Raw genomic sequence first — 19,839 nt, 5'->3', positions numbered from 1 at the left:
TCTGCAACGATAGGCAGACGCGCAAACCCATTGCTTTCCATGCTCGGAGGATAGGCGCGAGTTGGCCAGGACGCCCGTTAGTGGTGATTAGGATCTGTTAGATTTTGTGGGCATGCACCCATGCGACAGCCCGCCGCAGGCTTTGATTGTAGCTAATTTGTCAGATATTTGCGCGGACTGAGAAGAGCACGGCCCTCGCGCGGCGATGGAAGCCAGTGTGAGATCCGCGCGGTGCCTTCACTGGACCTCGCATCGGGGCCTTGTATATTCGCTTCGCGTTTTGATGAAGCATTCGTCAAGTTGAGCAAGATGTGACCGAGCTCTCGGCAGGATATGGCGCCCGCAGCGGCGACCCCGGAACGATCCCTGATCTCGACACGGTCACGTTCGGCCCCTTTTCGCTGCGCTCGCGGTTGCTGAAGAAGGACGACGTGCCGGTCAAGCTCGGCAGCCGCGCGATGGATATCTTGCGTCTGCTCGTCAGCCGTGCCGGCGAGGTGGTGCCGAAGAACGAGATTCTCAGCTACGCGTGGGCCGGACTCTCGGTCGAGGAGATCAGCCTGCGGGTCAATGTCGCGGAGCTGCGCAAGGTGCTCGGCGATGGCAAGGACGGTATCCACTACATCACCACCATACCGGGCCGGGGCTATTGCTTTGTCGCGCCCGTGCGGCGTGGCGAGCGCGTCGAGGCGTCTGCGCCCCTGGCGCGGGCGCCCGAAAAGGCCGCGCCGCCGCCGACCCTGCCGCACCGTCTGGACCGGATGGTCGGGCGGGACGACGTTGTGGCCGAGTTGGTGCCGCGCTTGCTCCGCGATCGCTTCGTCACGCTGCGCGGGCCGGGCGGCATCGGCAAGACCACCATCGCGACCGCCATTGCGCATGAGATGTGCGACACATTCGACGGCAACGTCCATTTCATCGAATTCGGGCCACTGAAGGACGCCGCCCTGGTGTCGAGCACGGTTGCCGCCGCGCTAGGCCTCGTCGTGCATCACGCCGATCCCTCGGGCAGCATCCTCGACTTCCTGCGCGGGCGGCGGCTGCTTCTGGTGCTCGACAGCTGCGAGCACGTCATCGACGAGGTCGCCCGTCTTGCGGAAGACATCTTCCGTGAGGCGCCTGGCGTCGTCATCCTCGCGACCAGCCGCGAGTCGCTGCTGGTGGAAGGCGAGCGGATCTTCGATCTGGTGCCGCTGGCCGGCCCGCCGCAGGACGCCCGCCTCAGCGTCGGCGACGTGCTGGGTTATCCCGCCGCGCGTCTGTTTGTGGATCGCGCCGTCGCGGCGGGCCATCGCGACGACATCACGGACGAGGATGCGGAAGTCCTGGTCCAGATCTGCGGCAAACTCGACGGCATCGCGCTCGCCATCGAGCTTGCTGCCGCGCGCGTCGGTCTTTACGGACTGCGCGAGATGGCGGCTTTGCTCGACAGCCACCCGCAGCTCGAATGGCGCGGGCGGAGGACGGCGCCCCTGCGGCAGCAGACGCTCGGCGCCACGCTGGACTGGAGCTTCGGTCTGATCGGCGAGAGCGAGCGCATCGTGTTTCAGCGGCTCGCCGTCTTCGCGGGCTACTTCACGTTGAAGGGCGTGACAGCGGTGGCGGCCGAGGAAGGGATGCCGGAGGATATCGTCGTGCACGCGCTGGAGCAGCTCGTGGCCAAGTCGCTGGTGTCCTCGCAGCCGGACGGCGCATCGCGGCGCTATCGCCTGCTCGATGTGACGCGTGCCTACGCCATGCAGAAGCTGGCCGATGGCGGCCAGGCGGATGCGATCGCGCGACGTCATGCCCTGTTCGTCCAACGCACGCTCGAGGCCGGCATGAGCGAGCCCGGCGGCAGCGGCGAGGCGCCGCGCGCGCAGGAGCGGGCGGGTTTGCTCGCCGATGCGCGCGCAGCGCTGGAATGGAGCTACGCCAATGATGACGGCGCCGATTTGCGCGTGCCGCTGGCCGGAAGCTGCGCAAGGCTGTTCGTCGAGCTCAATCTGCTGAACGAGGCGCGCATCTGGTCGGATCGCGTCCTCGCAGGTCTGGACGGCGCCAGCCGGGGCGGAAGGTGGGAGCTCGAGCTCCAGTCGACACTCGGTCACGCCTTCATGTTCACCGAGCGCAACAGCGCGCAGGCCGAAGCGGCGCTCAGGCGCGGGCTGGAGATTGCGGAAGCGCTGGGCGACCATGCCAACACATTCCGGCTGCTCTCGCGGCTCAATATGTTCTACCGCCGGACCGGCGGCTACCGGCATCTGGTGCCGACTGCGCTACAGGCCGAGCGCATTGCCCGGCTGATCGGCGACAGCGCAGGGATTGCCGGCAGCAAGGCGCTTCTCGGCGTGTCCTATCATCTCGCCGGGGACCAGGCCGAGGCGCAAGCCCATCTCGACGAGGGCTTGCGCGACGACGCCGCTCTCCGCGGAGCCGAGCCCGGACATTTCGCTTATGCGCGTACGCCGCAGATCCCGCTCGCGCGGGTGTTGTGGCTGCGCGGATATCCCGACCGTGCGCTCGAATGCGTCCGCCCGCTCGTCGGCGCGTCAGCGCCGCGCGACGTGGTCATGCATTGTATCGCGCTGTGCTGGTCTGCCTCGGTGTTCGGATGGGTTGGCGACTGGCCTGCCGTCGAGACCATGACCGCCCGCCTGGTAGCGCATGCGAGCATGCACGGGCTCGTGCCTTACGAAGCGGTCGCGGCCGGCTTTCGGGCGCAGACCATGATCGCCTGCGGCGAGGCGGCACGCGGCACCGACCTGTTGCGGAGCGCGCTTCCGCGCCTGCACGCCGATCGCTACGAGCTCTATGTGTCGGCGTTCGCCGCGGATCTCGCTCAGGGGCTGGTCGCCCTCGGACGGCTGCCGGAAGCGCACGAGGTCCTGCATGAGACCATTGCTCGGCTCGAGCAGGAAGGCGGCGCCTTCGACATGCCGGAGCTGCTCCGTCTGCGGGGAGAGCTCGAAGCCCGTCGCGGCGCTTTCGAAGCTGCCGAGGCCAGTCTAGTCGCATCGGCAACGCTCGCGGAACGCCAGGGTGCATTGTCCTGGCGGCTGCGAGCCGAGATGTCGCTGGCACGGCTGCGCGACCGGCAGGGCGCGCAAGATCCGCTCGAACAGCTGGCCAAGACCTATGCCCGGTTCTCCGAGGGGTTCGAGACCGCCGATCTCAGGGCAGCACGGCTGATGCTAGATCAGCCGGCCTGATCATCACCTGCTCAGCCCTTATGTCCGTCCAGTCGCGCAAGGAAATCCCGGACGAGCGAAGCGATCTCGTCGGCGGCTTCATCGAGCGCGAAGTGGCCCGCATCGAGGATGTGAATTTCGGCATCCGGCACGTCGTCGCGATACGCGGTGGCGCCGGCGACCGTGAAGGACGGATCGTATTTGCCCCAGACGACCAGTGTCGGCGGCCGTGTCTTGCGCAGCCAGTCCTGCCATTTGGGATAGGAGGCGACGTTGGTCCGATAATCCAGGAACAGCGTGGTCTGGATATCGGCCTGTCCCGAACGCGTCAGAAATGCGTATTCGTCCCTCCAGAGATCAGGGTCGTAACGATCGGGATGCGGGCTGGAGCCGAGATGCCGCTGACGTGTCGCCTCCAGCGAGGTGAAATTGGCCTTGAGCGCTTCGAGCTCGCGGGCCGGGTCGGCCCAATATTTGCGACGCGCTTCCCAGAGCGGGCTCAAGCCCTGTTCGTGCGACACCGCATTCTGGATGATCATGCCGCGGACGCCCTCGGGATGTGCGAGCGCCATGCGGAAGCCGACAGGTCCGCCATAGTCCTGCATGAACAGGACGTATTTTCCGAGACCGAGCTTCGTCGTGAACTCGCCGATCACGCTGGCGATGTTGTCGAACGTGTAGGTGAAAGCGGCCGGCGGCGGCGCGCTGCTGTTGCCGAAGCCGGGATAGTCCGGCGCGATCACGTGATATTTGTCGGCGAGCAGCGGCAGCAGAGGCTCCCACATTCGCGACGAGGAGGGGAAGCCGTGCAGCAGCAGCACGGTCGGTGCGTCGGCGCGGCCGGCCTCGCGGTAGAAGATCTCGAGGCCCCGGACTTCGACGGTGTGATAGCTGATCGAACGCCGGCTCGATCGCAAGTCTTGTGCCGACGCGTGTACGGTGGCGCAGGCCATTGCGGCCGAGAGGGCAAGTGCGGCTGGAATACTCATGTCATCGCTCCGGTACGTAGCGTGCGAATTCGTTGAAAGTGCCAATCGTTCGCTCACGATGGCGGTGCCGGGAGGTGCCATCGCAGGCGCCTCCCGAGGCGTGGAGGATCTACGAAGCCTTCGCCATCGGCTTGCCCTTGACGGCAGCCAGCAGGGCCTGCGCGGCGGGACCTGAGGAGTGCGGGTTCTGGCCCGTGATCAGCAGGCCGTCGCTGACGACGTGGGGCGTCCAGTTGGCCTTCTTCGAGAAGGTGGCGCCAAGGCGCAGCATCTCGTCCTCGACCAGGAACGGCACCACCTTGGTGAGGCCGACCGCGTCCTCTTCGCCGTTGGTGAAGCCGGTAACCTCCTTGCCCTGCACCAGCGGTTTGCCGTCCGGCGACTTGACGTGGCGCAGCGCCGCCGGGGAATGACAGACGATCCCGACATGCTTGCCGGCGGCAAAGAAAGACTCGATGAGCTTGATCGAGTCCGGATCTTCGGCGAGATCCCACATTGGGCCATGGCCGCCGGGATAGAACAGCGTGTCGAAGTCCTCCTGCCTGACGCTGTCGAGGCGAAGGGTCTTGTCAAGCTGCGCCTCCGCAGCCGTGTCCTTCTCGAAACGCAACGTCAGGTCGGTGCGGAATTCGGGTTCGTTGCTCTTGGGATCGAGCGGCGGACGGCCGCCCTTGGGCGAGACCAGCGTGATCTCCGCGCCGGCATCCCTGAAGATATAATAGGGGGCTGCGAGCTCTTCGAGCCAGAAGCCCGTCTTGCGTCCGGTGTCGCCGAGCTGATCGTGGGACGTAAGAACCATCAGTACCTTCATGACTTCCTCCTTGAGTGGGTTCGCTGCATCGACGCTTCCATTCCAGTGGAGATGCGTCGCGCGGGTCTCGTTCGAGCAGGTCGTTCGATGCTCGCGAACGCAATCTGCACCCAAGGCAGTCTGTTGGCTCGTTATGTATCGTTAGACGTTGAGAGCGGAGAGGCCGGTCAGGCTCGCTCGCGTTGCAATCATTCGAAGACGGCGTCGAAGATCTCGACGTCCATGAGCACGGGCCTGGCGACCACGGTTCCGTCCGGCCGCAATGCCTGAATACGTCGAAGCGTCGGCACCACGATGCCGCCGAAGCTGTCATGAGCCCAGGAGGCGTGTGCGACCTTCATCCCGAAGAGATCGTGATCCGTGCGCCGTTGCAGGGCGCTCTCGTCGAAATAGAAGATCTGTTCAGGCGCGAGCGTGATGATGTGCGAGGGGAATCGCGCCCGCAGCCGCCGCCACGTTTCGGCACCCTCCCGCCAGGGCTGCAGTTCCTCCACCACAACATCCTGATGGGCGAGCAGGAACGGATTGGTCAGGTAGTTCCAGATCGCCACGCCGCAGAAGAAGACGAGATACAGCTCGTCCGCGAGCGCAGGCGAGCTGGCGTCGGGGAACGCGAGGCTCGGGTTGCGCCAGGTCCGCAGGACTTCGCCATCCAGGCTCTCGATGGTGACCGCGTCCGGCTGAAAGGAGCCGGAGTACTCGCCCCCGGTAATGCCGGTGAAGCGGACCGACTGCGTCCGGGTCGAGCCCTCCGCGGTCACGTCCTTGAACTCACTGGCATGTCCGGCACCGGAGAACAGCGACCCACCGACGGAAAGGTGAAGCGTGAACCGGTTCAAGCTATTCCAGCGGGCCATTCCGCCGCTGGCATCGATCACATCATCAAGAAGCGCCATGTCCCGCCATATCCACCGTGCAGTGTCCCACCATGGCGGGGCCCATGCGGCTTGGCGTGTTAGAAGTTGTTAGGAGTTGCGAGCGGGCGGCACGGCGGTATCTCGTTGAAGATACTCTCAATTCAGGGCGCCCAGCAGCCCCTTTGCGGCGATCAGATCGCGGGTCCTAAGACCTTCCTGATAGCCCGTGACGAGGGGGGTGAGCAGGGCGCGCGCGTCAGCGTCCTTGCCGGCCCGCGCCCAGATGCGGCCGAGGCTGATCGCTCCGCGGAGCTCCCAACCGACCGCGCCCTGGCTTCGGGACAGATCGAGCGATTGGCGCAAGGTGCTCTCGGCTTCCGCCGCCTCGCCAAGCCCGGCGAGGATGTCGGCCTTGATCCTGAGCATTTCCGGCATGTCAAAGGACTCGCCGTGATCGGGAATCTGGGCGATCGCCTGGTTGATCGTCTGCAAGGCCTCGTCGGCCTGGTTCTGAGAGGCGAGACCCTCTGCAAGCGCGGTCGCAAACACCGTCGTCATGATCCGGTGCCGTGTTGCGTACAACGTGGCCTGGCTGCGGCGAAGGTGCTCGATGCCGGCGGCGACCTCACCGCGTCGCAGCAGCAGTTCGCCCTTCTGACCGATGCCGACCGCGTGATAGGGCCCGAGGAAGTGGCGGGCGGAATGATCGATCAGCCGCTCGATCAGGATTTCGGCATTGTCCCAGTCGCCGACCCAGAGAAAGACGTAGATCGTCCAGATCAGGGCAATCCCGAGGGTGAGCGGTTGTTCGAGCAGCTCGGCCTCGCGCACCGTGTAGCTCGCCGCCTCGACCGCTCGCGCGGGCTGGCCCGTGAGCCAAAGCCCGCGCGCCAGCGCCACCAGCGCAACGATGCGGTCGTCATACCCGAGATGGCCGATGTTCAGCCGCTGCGAGCCGGGATTATGCACCATCGCGCTCGCGCAGAATCGCACGGCCTTGTCCTGATTGCCGATCAAATGATGCGCCACGCCAAGCATCCATTCGACGTTCAGCGTGCTGGCGGGATCGTTCAGCTTCCGTGCAACGCTCTTACCCTGCTCGCCGGTTCCAAGCGCACCGTGAAAATCTCCGACCCTGGTGAGGTAGATATGCAATCCGCGCAGCAGCCAGAGCTGCCAGTGCAGGTCCTCGAGCTCCCGGGCGAGCTGGAGACTGCGCGTGAACGCGGCGCGGACGGCTTCGGTATTGCCCTGTGTGAACATCACGGAGACCCCGAGCGCTGCCTGCAGCGTCATCTCCTGACGGCTGTCGATCGTGTCGGTATCGAGAGCAACAAGTGCCTGCTGCGTCCAGCGGAAGCATTCCGTCAGCAATGTCAGCTCGAGGAAGAACTGCGCCGCCGAGGCCGCCAGATCCACGCCGATCGTGCGGTCGCCGCGGTCCGAAAAACTCCAGGTCAGCGCGGCCCGGACATTGGGAAGATGGTCGGCATAGGGAAGGAAGCCGCCGGCGCTCTGCATGCCCGTGGATTTGAGCGCGATGTCGCGCAGGACATCGCGGAAATATTCGGCGTGCGCACGCGCGATGCGGTCCGCTTCCCCGTTCTCGGCGAGCTTGTCGCCGACGAAGGCGCGCGTGGTGTCGAGCAGGCGATAGCGCAGCCGCCGCTCCGCGGGCGAGGTCGCGATCAGGGACTTGGAGAGCAGGTTCGAGATCGCTTCCACCGCTTCGGGCTCGCTGATGCCCTGACAGGACGCGACGGCAAGTGCGGCCTCCAGCGTGAACGGCCCGACGAACACCGACAATCCGCGCAGCGTCGCGCTTTCGGCCGGCGGCAGCAAATCGTAGCTCCAGGCCAGCGCAGCGCTCAGGGTCTGGTGCCGCGGAATCGCGGTGCGCCGTCCCCGCCACAGCAGCGAGAAGCGGCTGTCCAGCAGCGAGGCGGTTCCGGCAATGCCATAGGCGTTCACACGTCCGGCCGCGAGCTCGATCGCGAGCGCAATGCCGTCCAGCCGCCGGCAGATCTCGGCGACCAGCGGCGCATCCTCCTCGCTGAGCTCGAATTCGCTCAGGCTCTCGGCAATGCGTTCCACGAAGAGCTGGCTTGCGGGATAGGCCAGGATGTCGGCGATGCCGAGCCCTTCGCGCTGCGGCGGGCAATCCAGCGGAAACAACCGATGGACGCGCTCACCTTCGGTGCGAAGGGATTCGCGGCTGGTGGCCAGAATATGCAGCTGTGGCGCTTCCCGGATGATGCGCTCGGCCAGAGGGGCGAGCTCGTCGAGGATATGCTCGCAACTGTCGAACACCAGCAGCATCCGCCGGCTGCGCAGGAAGGTCAGCAGGCCGGGTACGGGGTCGTCGGAATTGACGGTGAGGCCCAGCGCGGTTGCGATCGTTGCCGGAATGAGCCTGGCATCCGTCAGCGCGCCGAAATCGACGAAACGCACCTGGCCCTCGAAGGCCGCGAGTTCGCCATGCGCGACGGCGAGTGCGACCGACGTCTTGCCGATCCCGCCCGGGCCGACGATCGTGACGAAACGATGCTGGGCAAGCTCGGCTGAACTCTTCCCGACCGCATCGTCCCGGCCGATCATCTTGGCGAGCGGCGCGGGCAGCGAGCGGGGCGAAGCGGCAGGATCGCCGGTCCGAATCTCCGGTGGCGCCGCCCGGAGCAGCGGGGCCGCGAAGCAATAGCCGCGCCCGGGGACGTTGATCACATAGCGGGAGCCTACGCCGGCATCGCCCAGAGTCTTGTCGTCCAAGGCCTTATCGTCCAAGGCCTTATCGCCCAAGGCTTTATCGCCCAAGGCCTTGCGCAACGTCGTGATGTGGAAACGCAGGCTGCCTTCGTCGACGTTCACGTCGGCCCAGACGCGCTTGATCAGCTCCCGCTTGTCGACGACCTCGCCGGCACGCTCGGCAAGACAGATGAGGATATCGAGCGCACGGCCGCCGAGGTGATGCGGGGCGCCGTCCTTCTCGAGCCGCCGTGATTTCGCGAACAAGCGGAACGGCCCGAAGGCAATGACCGAATCCTGCTCGTTAGTATCCGGCACGGGCAATGATTCCAGTGAATGGGTTGAAGTCTGCACTTTGATCTACCAGATCGACATGTTCAGTAAACCGACCGAAAGTGGCGAAATCGCGTGGCGCTCGCCGAGTGCACCGGAGGGATCCGTTGCAAATTTTGTTTAAAGACGAGCGGTTTACGACGCGGCTGCGACAATTCGTCAGCGTGCTTGACCGTCGTGGCCACGCTGCTCGCCGCGCGATTGCACTGCCGCCGATCATAACAGAATCTTGCAACGTCTAACGGGCCAAACGCGCGCGACGCATCCACTATAGCCTCCGAGTTAGATCCAATTTTTCAACGGGAGACTATGATGTCCGGTATCGGCGCTCGGCTGAACGACCATGTCGTTCGATCTCAATTCGTCGCCAGTTTCGACGATCAGTCGCGTGATTGGGAGCTCGTGCTGCGGGAATCCCACCATCGCATGAAGAACACGCTGACGCTGCTCGGTGCGTCAGTCCGCCGCGATTTCACCCGCGCAGGCCGGGGGGATGTGTCGCTGGCGGTGGACCGGCTCGAGCAGCGCATCGTTGCCTTCGGCAGGCTCTATCAGCTCTTGTCGGACAACGACGACCCATCAATGGTGTCGGTCGAGCCCTTCTTCGAAAATTTGTGCGCCGCGCTCTCCGAAGCGGTGCTGGAGCCGGCAGGCATCCGCTGCGAGGCTGCGATCGAAAGCGGCAAATTGCCGGCCGCGCAGTGCCATCGGCTCGCGCTGATGCTGACCGAGCTGGTCACCAATGCGGCAAAGCATGCCTTCCCGAACAGCAACGGCGCACTGATCCGCGTCGATGTGTCCAACCGTGACGACACCTGGCTCTGCACGGTGGCCGACAACGGCATTGGTGCGACCGGCCCGCTTCAGGGCACCGGCAGCCGCATCCTCGAAGGGCTCGCACGCAGCATCCACGCGCGGTTGCACGGCGAGGCGGGGCAGGGCGGCACGCGGGTGACCATCGTGATTCCGGCCGCCGCATGACCGCCGTCCGTGCCTGCAACCGCGTCTCATCTCAGGGAGTTCGACATGACCACCATCGAAATCGATCGCGAAACCGGGGCCAAGCCTTCGGCATCGCGCAGCGTTGACTTGAAGCTCGAAGTCGTCGTGATCCCCGTGTCCGACGTCGACCGTGCCAAGGCGTTCTACGCGCGTCTCGGCTGGCGGCTGGACGCCGATTTCGCCTCTGGCGACGACTGGCGCGTGATCCAGTTCACGCCGCCGGGCTCGGCCTGCTCGGTGATCTTCGGCCGGAACGTGACGGCTGCACCGCCTGGCTCGGCGCGTGGCCTGTACCTGATCGTCTCCGATCTGGAGGCGGCACGACAGGATCTGCTCGGCCGCGGCCTCGAGGTCAGCGCGCCATTCCACGGTGCCGGCGACGTTCACGCCGGGCCGGACGAGCCGTACCTGTTCGGCAGCGTTCGCATCGGCGGTGCCGACCCCAAGCGCGGCAGCTACAGCTCGTTTGCATCGTTCAGCGATCCCGACGGCAATGGCTGGCTGTTCCAGGAAGTCACGACACGATTGCCCGGGCGCATCGCAGGCGGCGGCACAACGTTCGCGTCGACGACCGATCTCGCGGCAGCGTTGCGCCGTGCGGCGGCAGCGCATGGCGAGCACGAGGCGCGAGCCGGCGGGCACGACGAGAACTGGCCGGACTGGTACGCCGACTACATCGTGCGTGAGCAGGCCGGCGAGAAGCTGCCGTCGTGAATTGCAGCCCATGCGGCTCTCGAGTTTTGGCCGACACGGCGCGCGATGACCGAGATCGTCGCGCGCCGTGCCACATTGCGCGGATCGTCGCTCGTTGCAGCGCGCGGACTCGCAAGGGCTAACGCAGGCTAACAACCCATAACGAGCAAATTGCTGGGACCTGCACCAATCTCTCTGCACACGAACCGACAGGTTGATTTCGAACCCGTCGGCGTCACCAGCCAAAGCAAGGGAGATCCAACATGACCGCGCAAGTCCGCACCGACATCCTTAATCCCGACCGCCGTCAATTGCTGAGCCAGGCCGCCATGGGCGCGGTTGCCGCCAGTGTATCGAGCCTGCTGCCGCTGCATCCGGCAAGTGCGGTGGCGGGCGGCGCGATCCGACCATTCCAAATCAACGTGGCCGAGCAGGATCTGCTCGACCTCCGCCGGCGTCTGGCGGCAACGCGCTGGCCGGATCGCGAGATCGTCTCGGATCAATCGCAGGGCGTGCAGCTGGCGACGGTGCAGGAGCTCGTGCGCTACTGGCAGGGCGACTACGACTGGCGCAGCATCGAGGCGCGGCTGAACGCTTTGCCGCAATTCATCACCGAGATCGACGGCCTCGACATCCACTTCATTCACGTCCGTTCCAGGCACGAAAATGCGTTGCCGATGATCGTCACCCATGGCTGGCCCGGCTCGATCATCGAGCAGATGAAGATCGTGGGACCGCTGACCGATCCGACCGCGCACGGCGCCAAGGCCGCGGACGCGTTCGATCTCGTGATCCCCTCGCTGCCCGGCCACGGCTTCTCCGGCAAGCCGACGACGCTCGGCTGGGATCCGCGGCGCATCGCGCGCGCCTGGATCGTGCTGATGAAGCGGCTCGGCTACAGCCGCTATGTCGCGCAGGGCGGCGATTGGGGCAATGCCGTCACCGAGCAGATGGCGTTGATCGCGCCACCGGAACTGCTCGGCATCCACACCAACATGCCCGCGACCGTCCCCGACGAGATCGCGAAGGCGCTGCAGCCCGGCGGAACGCGGCCGGCGAACCTTTCGGCCGACGAGCGCTTTGCCTACGACCAGCTCGACGATTTCTACAAGCACGGTCTCGGTTACGCGATCGAGATGTCGAACCGGCCGCAGACGCTCTATGGCCTCGTGGATTCCCCGGCAGGTCTGGCATCCTGGATGCTCGATCACGACGCCCGCAGCGCCGCGATGATCGCGCGGGTGTTCGAAGGCAAGGCGGAAGGCCTGTCGCGCGACGATGTCATCGACAACATCACGCTCTATTGGCTGACAAACACGGCGGTGTCGTCGGCGCGGCTCTATTGGGAGAACAAGCTGGTGTTCTTCGCGCCCAAGCACGTCAAGATCCCGGTCGCGGTCAGCGTCTTCCCGGACGAGATCTATGCCGCGCCGCGCAGCTGGGCCGAGAAGGCCTATCCCAGGCTGATGCACTACAACCGCCTCGACAAGGGCGGCCACTTCGCAGCCTGGGAGCAGCCGGCCCTGTTCTCTGCAGAGGTGCGAACCGCGTTCCGTCCGCTGCGGCAATCGATCTGAGATGCGACGCCATACGTTCATACATCAGGAGTGCAAGACATGAACCGTCCCGAACGCAATTTCACGGCCGCAGACATCCGCCTGGAGCGCCGCCTGCCGTCCTACTGGCGCGTCACTTTCGACATGCCGCCGGTGAACATCTTCGGCCCGAAGCAGCTACCGCTGCTGGACGACATCGTCACCAAGATCGAGACCGATCCGGACGTGAAGGTCGTGGTGTTCGACAGCGCGGTCGAAGGCTTCTTCATCACGCATTACGACTTCCTCGTGCCGCTGGAGGATTCGCTGAGCATTCCGCCTGGGCCGACCGGCCTTCAGGCCTTGCCCGACATGCTGGTGCGTCTCAGCCGCGCGCCTGTCGTCTCCATCGCCTCGATCCGGGGCCGCGCAACCGGCGTCGGCAGTGAGCTCGCGCTCGCCAGCGATATGCGTTTTGCCAGCCGCGAGAGGGCGATCCTGTCGCAATGGGAGGTCGGCGCCGGCCTCGTGCCTGGCGGCGGACCGATGGCGCGGTTGCCGCGCCTGATGGGCCGCGGCCGCGCGCTCGAAGTGCTGCTCGGCGCTGACGACATCCATGGCGATCTCGCCGAGCGCTACGGTTATGTCAACCGGTCGATGCCGGATGCCGAGCTCGATGGTTTCGTCGAGGCGCTCGCCATGCGCATCGCATCCTTCGACAAGGAGGCGATCGCCGAGACCAAGCGCCTTGTCGATGTCGCAAGCCTGCCGCCGGATGTCGAAATCAAGCCGGAGTGGGACGCCTTCCTGGCCTCGCTCGGCCGCCCCGCGAGCCAGACCCGTCTCAAGGCGCTGATGGCGCGCGGCTTCCATCGCGCCGGTGACGTCGAGAACCGGCTTGGCTTCCACGTCGGCCAAATCGGCAGCTAGGGAACCGCTGCGGCGCTTCGCCGGTTGGAGCGGCGGCAGGCGGTCACGCCGATGCCGCCTTCCATCGGTACAAAGCACCGGTGCTCGAAAACAAAACAGGAGAACCATGATGATCCGCAAAGCGAAAGCAGTATGGAAGGGCACCGGCCGTGACGGCAACGGTCAGCTCTCGAGCAAATCCGGCGTGCTCAGCGAAACGCCCTATTCGTTCAAGACCCGCTTCGAGAACGAGAAGGGGACCAATCCCGAGGAGTTGATCGCGGCGGCTCATGCCGGCTGCTTCACGATGGCGCTGGCCTTTGGCCTTCAGATGGCCGGTTTCACGCCGGACGAGCTCTCGACCGAGGCCGCCGTGACCCTCGAGCCCGAGGGCAAGGGGTTCAAGATCAGCAAGTCGGCGCTGACCCTGCGTGCCAAGGTGCCCAACCTCGACGACGCAGATTTCGCCAAGATCGCCGGCGAGGCCGAGAAGAACTGCCCGGTCTCGAAGGTGCTCAACGCCGCGATCACGCTGGATGCCAAGCTGGGTTGAGGCGAGGGCTTGTTTGGGTCCGTCCCGTGCCGGCAGCCGGGTGGGCGCACATGCAATGTGTGGCTTTCGGCCGGGCGGCCGAAAGCCTATATGATGCGGTAGCTGCAGGACGAATAACGTGATCAACTGGGAGCACATCAGATGACGACAGAGCGCGCAGTTTTGGCCGGAGGCTGCTTCTGGGGCATGCAGGATCTGATCCGCAAGCAGCCGGGCGTGATCTCCACCCGCGTCGGCTACACCGGCGGGCATGTCAAGAACGCCACCTATCGCAATCACGAAGGCCACGCCGAAGCCATCGAGATCATGTTCGATCCCGCAAGGACCAGCTTCCGGACCATGCTGGAGTTCTTCTTCCAGATCCACGATCCGACCACGCTCAATCGCCAGGGCAATGATCTCGGCACGAGCTACCGCTCGGCGATCTTCACGACGAGCGAGGAGCAGAAGCGGATCGCCGAAGACACCATCGCCGACGTCGAGGCGTCGGGCCTTTGGCCGGGCAAGGTGGTGACCGAGGTCGCGCCCGCGACCGAGTTCTGGGAAGCCGAGCCCGAGCATCAGGATTATCTCGAACGTTACCCGGACGGCTACACCTGCCACTTCATCCGCCCCGGCTGGAAGCTGCCGCGCCGCGCGGCTGCGGTCGGAGGCTAGATCAGGTCGCGTGCCGTCAGGCGCGCAATCGGGCCATCAGCTCGCGGGCCGCGCGCAGGTCGGCGATCTCTGATCCCTCGGCAAACGCCCCGCAGACATTGTCGAGAATTGCCTGAGCTTCCGCGCCTCGCCCGGCGCCGATCATGAGCCGCGCCAGACTGACGGCACAGCGCAGCTGCAAGAAGCGCGCGCCCTGCTGGAGGGCAATCTCGATCGCCTCGCGAAAGCGCGCCTCGGCGTGCTCCGAAGGCCGCGGACTTCTCAGCGTCAATTCTCCCTTGAGGCGGATCAGCTCCGGCAGATACCAGCGCTCCTGCCGGTCGTTGCAACGGGTGAGGATGTCCTCGATCAGTTCGAGGCCGCGGTCGATCTGGCCGGCTTCCAGGAAGCACGCGGCGAGCTCGCCGAGCAGGGGAAGAAAGCGCGGCAGGAAGCGCGCATCGCCGGCACGATTGAGCTCTTCGCGCAGCAGCGGCAGGCCCGCCGCGATGTCGCCGCGCCGCGCGATGACCGCGGCGTTGAAGGCCCGCGCCCACAGGCCCCATGGTCGGATTGCGTGGCGCTCGGTGTGTTCGAGCAGCTCGGCGCCGTGGCGCTCGGCAGCATCGAAATCGCCGGACCAGAACGCGATCGGGCAGGCGGCCTGCCCCAGCACGCTGCAGAAGGTCAGCGCGTGGCCGTTGGCACGGCCTTCTTCGATGTTCGTGGCGGCGAGCGCCTGGGCCTGATCGGCGAGGCCTTGAAGCCAGAGGATGCGAGCCCGGAAATATTGCGTCGATATTCTGAGATCGAGCGGGAAGATTTTCGGCTTCGTTTCCAGCACATGCAGCGAAGCGTTGACCCGATCGATCCGCTGCCGCGCATCGTCCTGGTCCCCCAGATAGTGCAGCGCGACCGCCATCAGGCGGTCGCTCAGCATGAGATCGGTGGTGTCGGATGACTTCAGCGCGGCGCTCGCAAAGCGATCGGCGAGTGCGCGGGCCTTGCCGAACTGCCCGTTGTTGAACTGGTCGATGCACAGGCCCCAGAGCGCGCGCAGCCGGAAATCCTTGTCGTCGAGGCGCTCAGCCAGCTCGAGCGTCGTCTCGAGGATCGGGCGCGCCTCGCGCGCGCGGCCCTCGCCATACATCAGCGACCAGCCGAGTGCCGACAGCAGCTGCATGCGGATGCGGTCGTCTTCGCCACCGTCTCCGAGCGCAGCCAGTGCCGTCCTGCAGCGTTCGCGGCATTCGGCGAACAGCGAAAGACGCACCCACAGCGTGACCGCGGTCGCCGTCAGCGCGATGCCGAGCCTGGCATCGCCGTCGGGCGCGAAGGCCCAGTCCAGCGCCGCGCGCACATTGTCCAGCTCCCCACCATAGCTGCTCAGCCATTCGGGAAGCGGCGTCGATGTGTCGGCCCCCGCGCGCTCGAAGAAGTCGCGAAAATGCTCCGCATGGCGCCGCGCGAACTGCCTGACTTCACCGAGCTCGTTCAGCTTGCCGAGCGCGTAGGTGCGCGTGGTGTCGAGCAGGCGATAGCGCAGCGCGCGCGAACCGGACGGCGCGATCAGCGATTTGGTGACCAGGCTGTCGATCGCCTCCAGCGTCTCCGAAGTGCTGAGGCCGTCGCCGGACGCGACGGCGGCGGCCGCCTCCGGTGCGAACGGCCCGGCGAACACCGACAGTCGCCGCAAGGTGGCGCTTTCCGCCGGAGGCAGCAGGTCGTAGCTCCAGTCGAGAGCGGCGGCGAGCGTCTGGTGCCGCGGCACGGCCGTGCGTCGCCCCCGCCATTGCAGCGAAAAGCGGCTGTCGAGCAGGGACGCCGTGCCGGCGATGCCATACGCATTGACACGGCCCGCCGCGAGCTCGATCGCCAGCGCGATGCCGTCGAGCCGCCGGCAGATTTTTGCGACAAGCGGGGCCTCTTCGGCGCTGAGCTGGAACGGTCCGGAGCTCTGCGCGATGCGCTCGACGAAGAGCTGGGCGGCCGGGTAGGCGAGAACCTCGGCGGCATCGAGGCCCTCGCGCTCGGGCGGACAATCCAGCGGGAACAGCCGGAAAATCCGCTCGCCTTCGCTTCGGAACGATTCGCGGCTGGTTGCGAGAACACGGAGCTGCGGCGCTTCGCGAACGATGCGCTCCACGAGCGGAGCCAGCGTGTCCAGCACATGCTCGCAACTGTCGAAGATCAGCAGGGCAGGTCCAGTCTTCAGAAATGTCAGGATGGCCGGCGTCGGATCTTCCGAGCTGACGGTCAGCCCGAGCACTGTGGCAATGGTGGTCGCGACGAGGCTGGCGTCACGCAGCGGGCCGAAATCGACGAAGAAGACGCGCCCGCCGAAATCCGCCGAGCGACGATGCCCGACCGTGACGGCGACCGCGGTCTTGCCGATGCCGCCCGGGCCGACCACGGTCATGAAGCGATAGAGGGTCAGGCCGCTCGAAATCTTCTCGATGACCTCCTCGCGTCCGACCATCTTCGCCAGCTGGGCGGGCAGGGAGCGGGGAGGGACGATGTCGGCTGAGGCTTGGGTGACCTGCGGGGGCGCTTGAGCGAACGTGGCGACGAAGCAATAGCCACGGCCCGGTACATTAAGGACGTAACGGGCGGACTTGCCGGTATCGCCGAGCACCTTGCGCAAGGCTGCGACATGGAAGCGCAGGCTGCCCTCGTCGACATTCACGTCGGCCCAGATGCGCTTGACCAGCTCTCTCTTGTCGACGACCTCCCCCGGGCGCTCGGCAAGCAAGATCAGAATATCGAGCGCGCGGCCGCCGACATGAAGCGGCTCCCCCTCCTTCTCCAGGAGCCGGGACTTTGGAAACAGCCGGAATGGCCCGAATGAAACGACCGAGTCTTGGTTACTATGAGCTGGCACGTGCCATTGCCCCCGCGACGGGAGTCAAAAGGTATTTTGTTCTGGTCTAGCAGAACGAGGCGTCCAGTAAACTGGCCGAACGCCGCATGGCTGACAGACCTGCGCAGATGGCTTGGGCCGGCTTCGTCTCGCCCGGATAGTGCTTGCGACGGAAGGGGTTAGGTCGGCATGGTCCGATCCGCGTGCTTTGTGACGATGCGCGCCGACAGCGTGACGAGACCCATCAGCGCGGCCAGCAACCAGAACGCCAGCGGCAATCCGCCAAGATGTGCGACGAAGCCGACGCCGGCAGGGCCGATCAGGATCCCGGCATAGCCCGCGGTCGTGATCGCCGCGACCGCAAGGCCTGTCGGCATGACCGTTTGCCGCGCCGCCCGGCGGAATAGCACCGGCACGAGGTTCGACGCGCCGAGCCCGATCAGCAGGAATCCGGCGATGGCGACCGCCGACACGGGCGCCGTGAGCAGGACCACGAAACCGGCGATCGCAATGAGGCTGCCCCAGAGCAGTGTCGCGCGGTCCCCGATGCGTGCAACGACGGCATCGCCGCCGAGCCGGCCCGCGGTCATCGCGATCGAGAACACGATGTAGCCGGTGCCGCCTTGCGCCTCGGTGACCAAACCTGCACCGATGACGAGCAGTGCGCCCCAATCGAGCATCGCGCCCTCGACCAGGAAAGTGATTGCGCCGAGCAGCGCGAGCAGCAGCACCGATCCGTGCGGCATCACGAATAGCGGGCCCTCCTGCACCTGCACGGAGCGGAGCAGGCGCGGCCCCGTCACGATCATCGCGATCAGCATCAGAATGGAGCAGATCAGCGTGCAGGCCAGCGTGCCGAATTGCAGCGAGAGCAGCGCTGTCATCAGCGCGGATCCGGCGAAGCCCCCGATGCTGAACAGCGCGTGGAAGCCGGACATCAGCGGGCGTTTCGCGGCGCGCTCCACCTCCACGGCGTGGATGTTCATGGCGACGTCGATCGAGCCGAGCGCCGCGCCGAATGCGAAAAGTGCCAGCGCCAGCGTTGCGGGCGAGCTTGCGACCGCGAGCAGGGGCAGCACCAGCGTCAGGCCGAAGCCGCCCGCAATGATGATCGGCCTGCTGCCGTGGCGTGCGCTGATGATTCCGGTCAGCAGCATCGCGACGACCGAGCCGATGCCGAGGCTGAGCAGGAGCAGTCCGAGCACGCCGTCATCGACGCCGAGCCGCGTCTTCGCGAACGGCACCAGCGGCGCCCAGCACGCAATGCCGAAGCCCGCGACGAGGAAGGCGAGCCGCGTCGCAAGGCGAGTCGCCGGACGGTCGGCAGAAGACATGGGAACTCCGGGGGAAGCAGAGGTGGGGCGAACGACAAGCCCGACGATTGTCGCGACTTTATGTCTGCGGCGCGCACGAAGTGTCGCAGCGACCCCAGTACGCCGCAGGGCGATGGCATGCCGGCCTGCGGAAGAGGTGACACTTTCGTAGCCCGGGTGAGCGGCTTGTCCGCCGAAGCTCGGAGAGCGAAGGCGGAAGCGTGCCCACGAGCGTCCGAACTCGTGAAAGATGGTGGGCACGGCGCTTTGCGCCTTTGCCACACCCTACGGCACCTTGCTGTGTCGCCCTCTGTCAATCCCTCTTGCCAAAAATATTCCACTTTACCGAAATTCGGTTTTGTCGTATGTGTCGCCCATCCCGGCTCACCAAGAGGGGCGATCTCGAGGTCGTCTTGATCGCGAGCCGGGCTTGCGGTGGACGCGGCAGCGTCGGCATGAGAGGCGCGGGCAGGGCGGGTAGTCCCTGTGAGCCCGAGGCTTCGTGCAGACGAGCGGCGCTGTCAGGTTCGTCTCGCCTGTAAGTTTCCGGCTTCGTCGACAGGGCTGGAAATACTGCGGCGACATGGCGGGCCGTGCGTACGGCAAAACCGTGTGGTCCTGGCCGTCGTTGCCACGGTCAAGTCCAGCGAAGATGCGAGCGAGCCCAACCGGGCAGACTGCATCATCCAATTCGCGGGGCGAGGGAGGCCAGAAGGAAAGTTCGGCTCCCGGGAGATCACGGCATAAGCCGTCCGACCATCGCGCAGGGAAGGCCGAGTGATCGGCACCACCTGTATGCTGCTGTGCGGTTCTTCCTGCGTGCGCATTTCGCGCAGCGGACCGCGGGTGCGAGGTCGGCACCCGGCCTTCCCTGCGCCCTCTTGGATCAAGAGGGTGGAGTGACCAAGCAAAGCTCGGGCGAACAAGTCGCGAGGCTGCGAAGGCGTGTCTGTGAGTCAAACTGCGTGTCACAAGCTCAAATATCGTAGGGTGGGCAAAGGCGCTCTTGCGCCGTGCCCACGATCTCTCTCGGCCGCGAAAGATACGTGGGCACGCTCCGCTTTGCCCACCCTACGGCACTGCACGTCGGAATGTGCATTGCCCCGATGGACTTGCCCGCCGCGATCCGGTTCAATGGGCGGATGCTGCGTGAGGCGACAACGATGTCGAGATATCTGCTGGTCCTGCTCCTGATGGCCTCCGCGGTGGCCGCGCACGCCAAAACGCCGAAGACCAATGCGGCGCATCCCGACCGCTGTGCCCCGATCGGGCGCACCGCGGACGGCAAGCTGGTCTACGCCATGACATGCGAGACCCTGCCGGCGCCGCCCCCGCAAGCGGAACTGAAGGAGGCGCCGCTGCCGGCCGCCGAGCCGGAACCGGAGACGCGGCGGAGCGGCATTTTCGGCTGGTCCTACGACCGCAGGTGATGTTGC

At 65.8% G+C, this 19,839-nt stretch carries 14 protein-coding genes; 8 read left to right on the top strand and 6 right to left on the bottom strand.

The features are described from left to right. Window positions 1-311 precede the first annotated feature (311 nt). Entirely contained in the window at window positions 312-3,191 is a 2,880-nt protein-coding gene (locus tag IVA79_RS22880; RefSeq protein WP_247556924.1) for a winged helix-turn-helix domain-containing protein, read from the top strand. Between the two features lie 11 nt (window positions 3,192-3,202). Here the strand turns inward: IVA79_RS22880 and IVA79_RS22875 are convergent, their stop codons facing one another. The 4 genes from IVA79_RS22875 to IVA79_RS22860 form a co-directional block, all read right to left on the bottom strand. Next, on the bottom strand, window positions 3,203-4,159 hold the full coding sequence (locus IVA79_RS22875; RefSeq protein WP_247556922.1) for an alpha/beta hydrolase: 957 nt from the start codon (window positions 4,157-4,159) through the stop codon (window positions 3,203-3,205). A 109-nt stretch (window positions 4,160-4,268) separates the two neighbouring features. Then, a complete protein-coding gene (locus IVA79_RS22870; protein WP_247556920.1) occupies window positions 4,269-4,970 on the bottom strand; it encodes a type 1 glutamine amidotransferase domain-containing protein in 702 nt (233 codons plus the stop codon). Between the two features lie 188 nt (window positions 4,971-5,158). Beyond that, window positions 5,159-5,866 (bottom strand): hypothetical protein, encoded by a 708-nt coding sequence (locus IVA79_RS22865; protein WP_247556918.1) that lies wholly within the window; start codon window positions 5,864-5,866, stop codon window positions 5,159-5,161. A 117-nt stretch (window positions 5,867-5,983) separates the two neighbouring features. Continuing rightward, the gene (locus IVA79_RS22860; protein ID WP_247556916.1) at window positions 5,984-8,887 is read right to left on the bottom strand and encodes a winged helix-turn-helix domain-containing protein; all 2,904 of its coding nucleotides are present in this window, start codon (window positions 8,885-8,887) and stop codon (window positions 5,984-5,986) included. 327 nt (window positions 8,888-9,214) lie between these two features. Here IVA79_RS22860 and IVA79_RS22855 point away from each other — a divergent pair, with 327 nt between their 5' ends. The 6 genes from IVA79_RS22855 to msrA all read left to right on the top strand — a co-directional run bounded on the left by IVA79_RS22855 (window position 9,215) and on the right by msrA (window position 14,251). Continuing rightward, window positions 9,215-9,883 carry a sensor histidine kinase gene (locus IVA79_RS22855; RefSeq protein ID WP_247556915.1) on the top strand — a complete coding sequence of 223 codons (669 nt, stop codon included), beginning with the start codon at window positions 9,215-9,217 and terminating at the stop codon, window positions 9,881-9,883. A 45-nt stretch (window positions 9,884-9,928) separates the two neighbouring features. After that, window positions 9,929-10,618: a VOC family protein gene (locus IVA79_RS22850; protein ID WP_247556912.1), complete on the top strand. Its 690-nt coding sequence runs from the start codon at window positions 9,929-9,931 to the stop codon at window positions 10,616-10,618. A gap of 242 nt (window positions 10,619-10,860) precedes the next feature. Beyond that, window positions 10,861-12,174, top strand: a complete 1,314-nt coding sequence (locus tag IVA79_RS22845) for an epoxide hydrolase family protein (RefSeq protein ID WP_247556909.1) — start codon at window positions 10,861-10,863, stop codon at window positions 12,172-12,174. Between the two features lie 39 nt (window positions 12,175-12,213). Further along, a complete protein-coding gene (locus IVA79_RS22840) occupies window positions 12,214-13,062 on the top strand; it encodes an enoyl-CoA hydratase/isomerase family protein (RefSeq protein ID WP_247556907.1) in 849 nt (282 codons plus the stop codon). 109 nt (window positions 13,063-13,171) lie between these two features. After that, complete coding sequence (locus IVA79_RS22835; RefSeq protein ID WP_247557190.1) at window positions 13,172-13,594, top strand: OsmC family protein; 423 nt, start codon at window positions 13,172-13,174, stop codon at window positions 13,592-13,594. Between the two features lie 141 nt (window positions 13,595-13,735). Next, window positions 13,736-14,251, top strand: a complete 516-nt coding sequence (gene msrA, locus IVA79_RS22830; protein ID WP_247556904.1) for a peptide-methionine (S)-S-oxide reductase MsrA — start codon at window positions 13,736-13,738, stop codon at window positions 14,249-14,251. A 16-nt stretch (window positions 14,252-14,267) separates the two neighbouring features. On the opposite strand, the gene IVA79_RS22825 is transcribed toward msrA, so the two are convergent. Both IVA79_RS22825 and IVA79_RS22820 read right to left on the bottom strand, forming a co-directional pair. Then, on the bottom strand, window positions 14,268-17,111 hold the full coding sequence (locus tag IVA79_RS22825) for a winged helix-turn-helix domain-containing protein (RefSeq protein ID WP_247556901.1): 2,844 nt from the start codon (window positions 17,109-17,111) through the stop codon (window positions 14,268-14,270). A gap of 158 nt (window positions 17,112-17,269) precedes the next feature. Beyond that, the gene (locus tag IVA79_RS22820; RefSeq protein ID WP_247556898.1) at window positions 17,270-18,424 is read right to left on the bottom strand and encodes an MFS transporter; all 1,155 of its coding nucleotides are present in this window, start codon (window positions 18,422-18,424) and stop codon (window positions 17,270-17,272) included. Between the two features lie 1,142 nt (window positions 18,425-19,566). On the opposite strand from IVA79_RS22820, the gene IVA79_RS22815 reads away from it, so the two are divergent. Then, window positions 19,567-19,833, top strand: a complete 267-nt coding sequence (locus IVA79_RS22815) for a hypothetical protein (protein WP_247556894.1) — start codon at window positions 19,567-19,569, stop codon at window positions 19,831-19,833. Window positions 19,834-19,839 lie beyond the last annotated feature (6 nt).

Source organism: Bradyrhizobium sp. 138 (assembly GCF_023074075.1).
In the GTDB taxonomy this organism is placed as follows: domain Bacteria; phylum Pseudomonadota; class Alphaproteobacteria; order Rhizobiales; family Xanthobacteraceae; genus Bradyrhizobium.
The sequence above is the reverse complement of the archived record's forward strand: the minus strand, read 5'-3'. Positions and strand labels throughout refer to the sequence as shown.

Excerpts from the sequence above, each read along its gene's own strand:
- IVA79_RS22875 (WP_247556922.1), bottom strand. The coding sequence starts at position 4,159 with ATGAGTATTCCAGCCGCACTTGCCCTCTCGGCCGCAATGGCCTGCGCC.
- IVA79_RS22870 (WP_247556920.1), bottom strand. The coding sequence starts at position 4,970 with ATGAAGGTACTGATGGTTCTTACGTCCCACGATCAGCTCGGCGACACC.
- IVA79_RS22865 (WP_247556918.1), bottom strand. The coding sequence starts at position 5,866 with ATGGCGCTTCTTGATGATGTGATCGATGCCAGCGGCGGAATGGCCCGC.
- IVA79_RS22855 (WP_247556915.1), top strand. The coding sequence starts at position 9,215 with ATGTCCGGTATCGGCGCTCGGCTGAACGACCATGTCGTTCGATCTCAA.
- IVA79_RS22850 (WP_247556912.1), top strand. The coding sequence starts at position 9,929 with ATGACCACCATCGAAATCGATCGCGAAACCGGGGCCAAGCCTTCGGCA.
- IVA79_RS22845 (WP_247556909.1), top strand. The coding sequence starts at position 10,861 with ATGACCGCGCAAGTCCGCACCGACATCCTTAATCCCGACCGCCGTCAA.
- IVA79_RS22840 (WP_247556907.1), top strand. The coding sequence starts at position 12,214 with ATGAACCGTCCCGAACGCAATTTCACGGCCGCAGACATCCGCCTGGAG.
- IVA79_RS22835 (WP_247557190.1), top strand. The coding sequence starts at position 13,172 with ATGATCCGCAAAGCGAAAGCAGTATGGAAGGGCACCGGCCGTGACGGC.
- msrA (WP_247556904.1), top strand. The coding sequence starts at position 13,736 with ATGACGACAGAGCGCGCAGTTTTGGCCGGAGGCTGCTTCTGGGGCATG.
- IVA79_RS22820 (WP_247556898.1), bottom strand. The coding sequence starts at position 18,424 with ATGTCTTCTGCCGACCGTCCGGCGACTCGCCTTGCGACGCGGCTCGCC.
- IVA79_RS22815 (WP_247556894.1), top strand. The coding sequence starts at position 19,567 with ATGTCGAGATATCTGCTGGTCCTGCTCCTGATGGCCTCCGCGGTGGCC.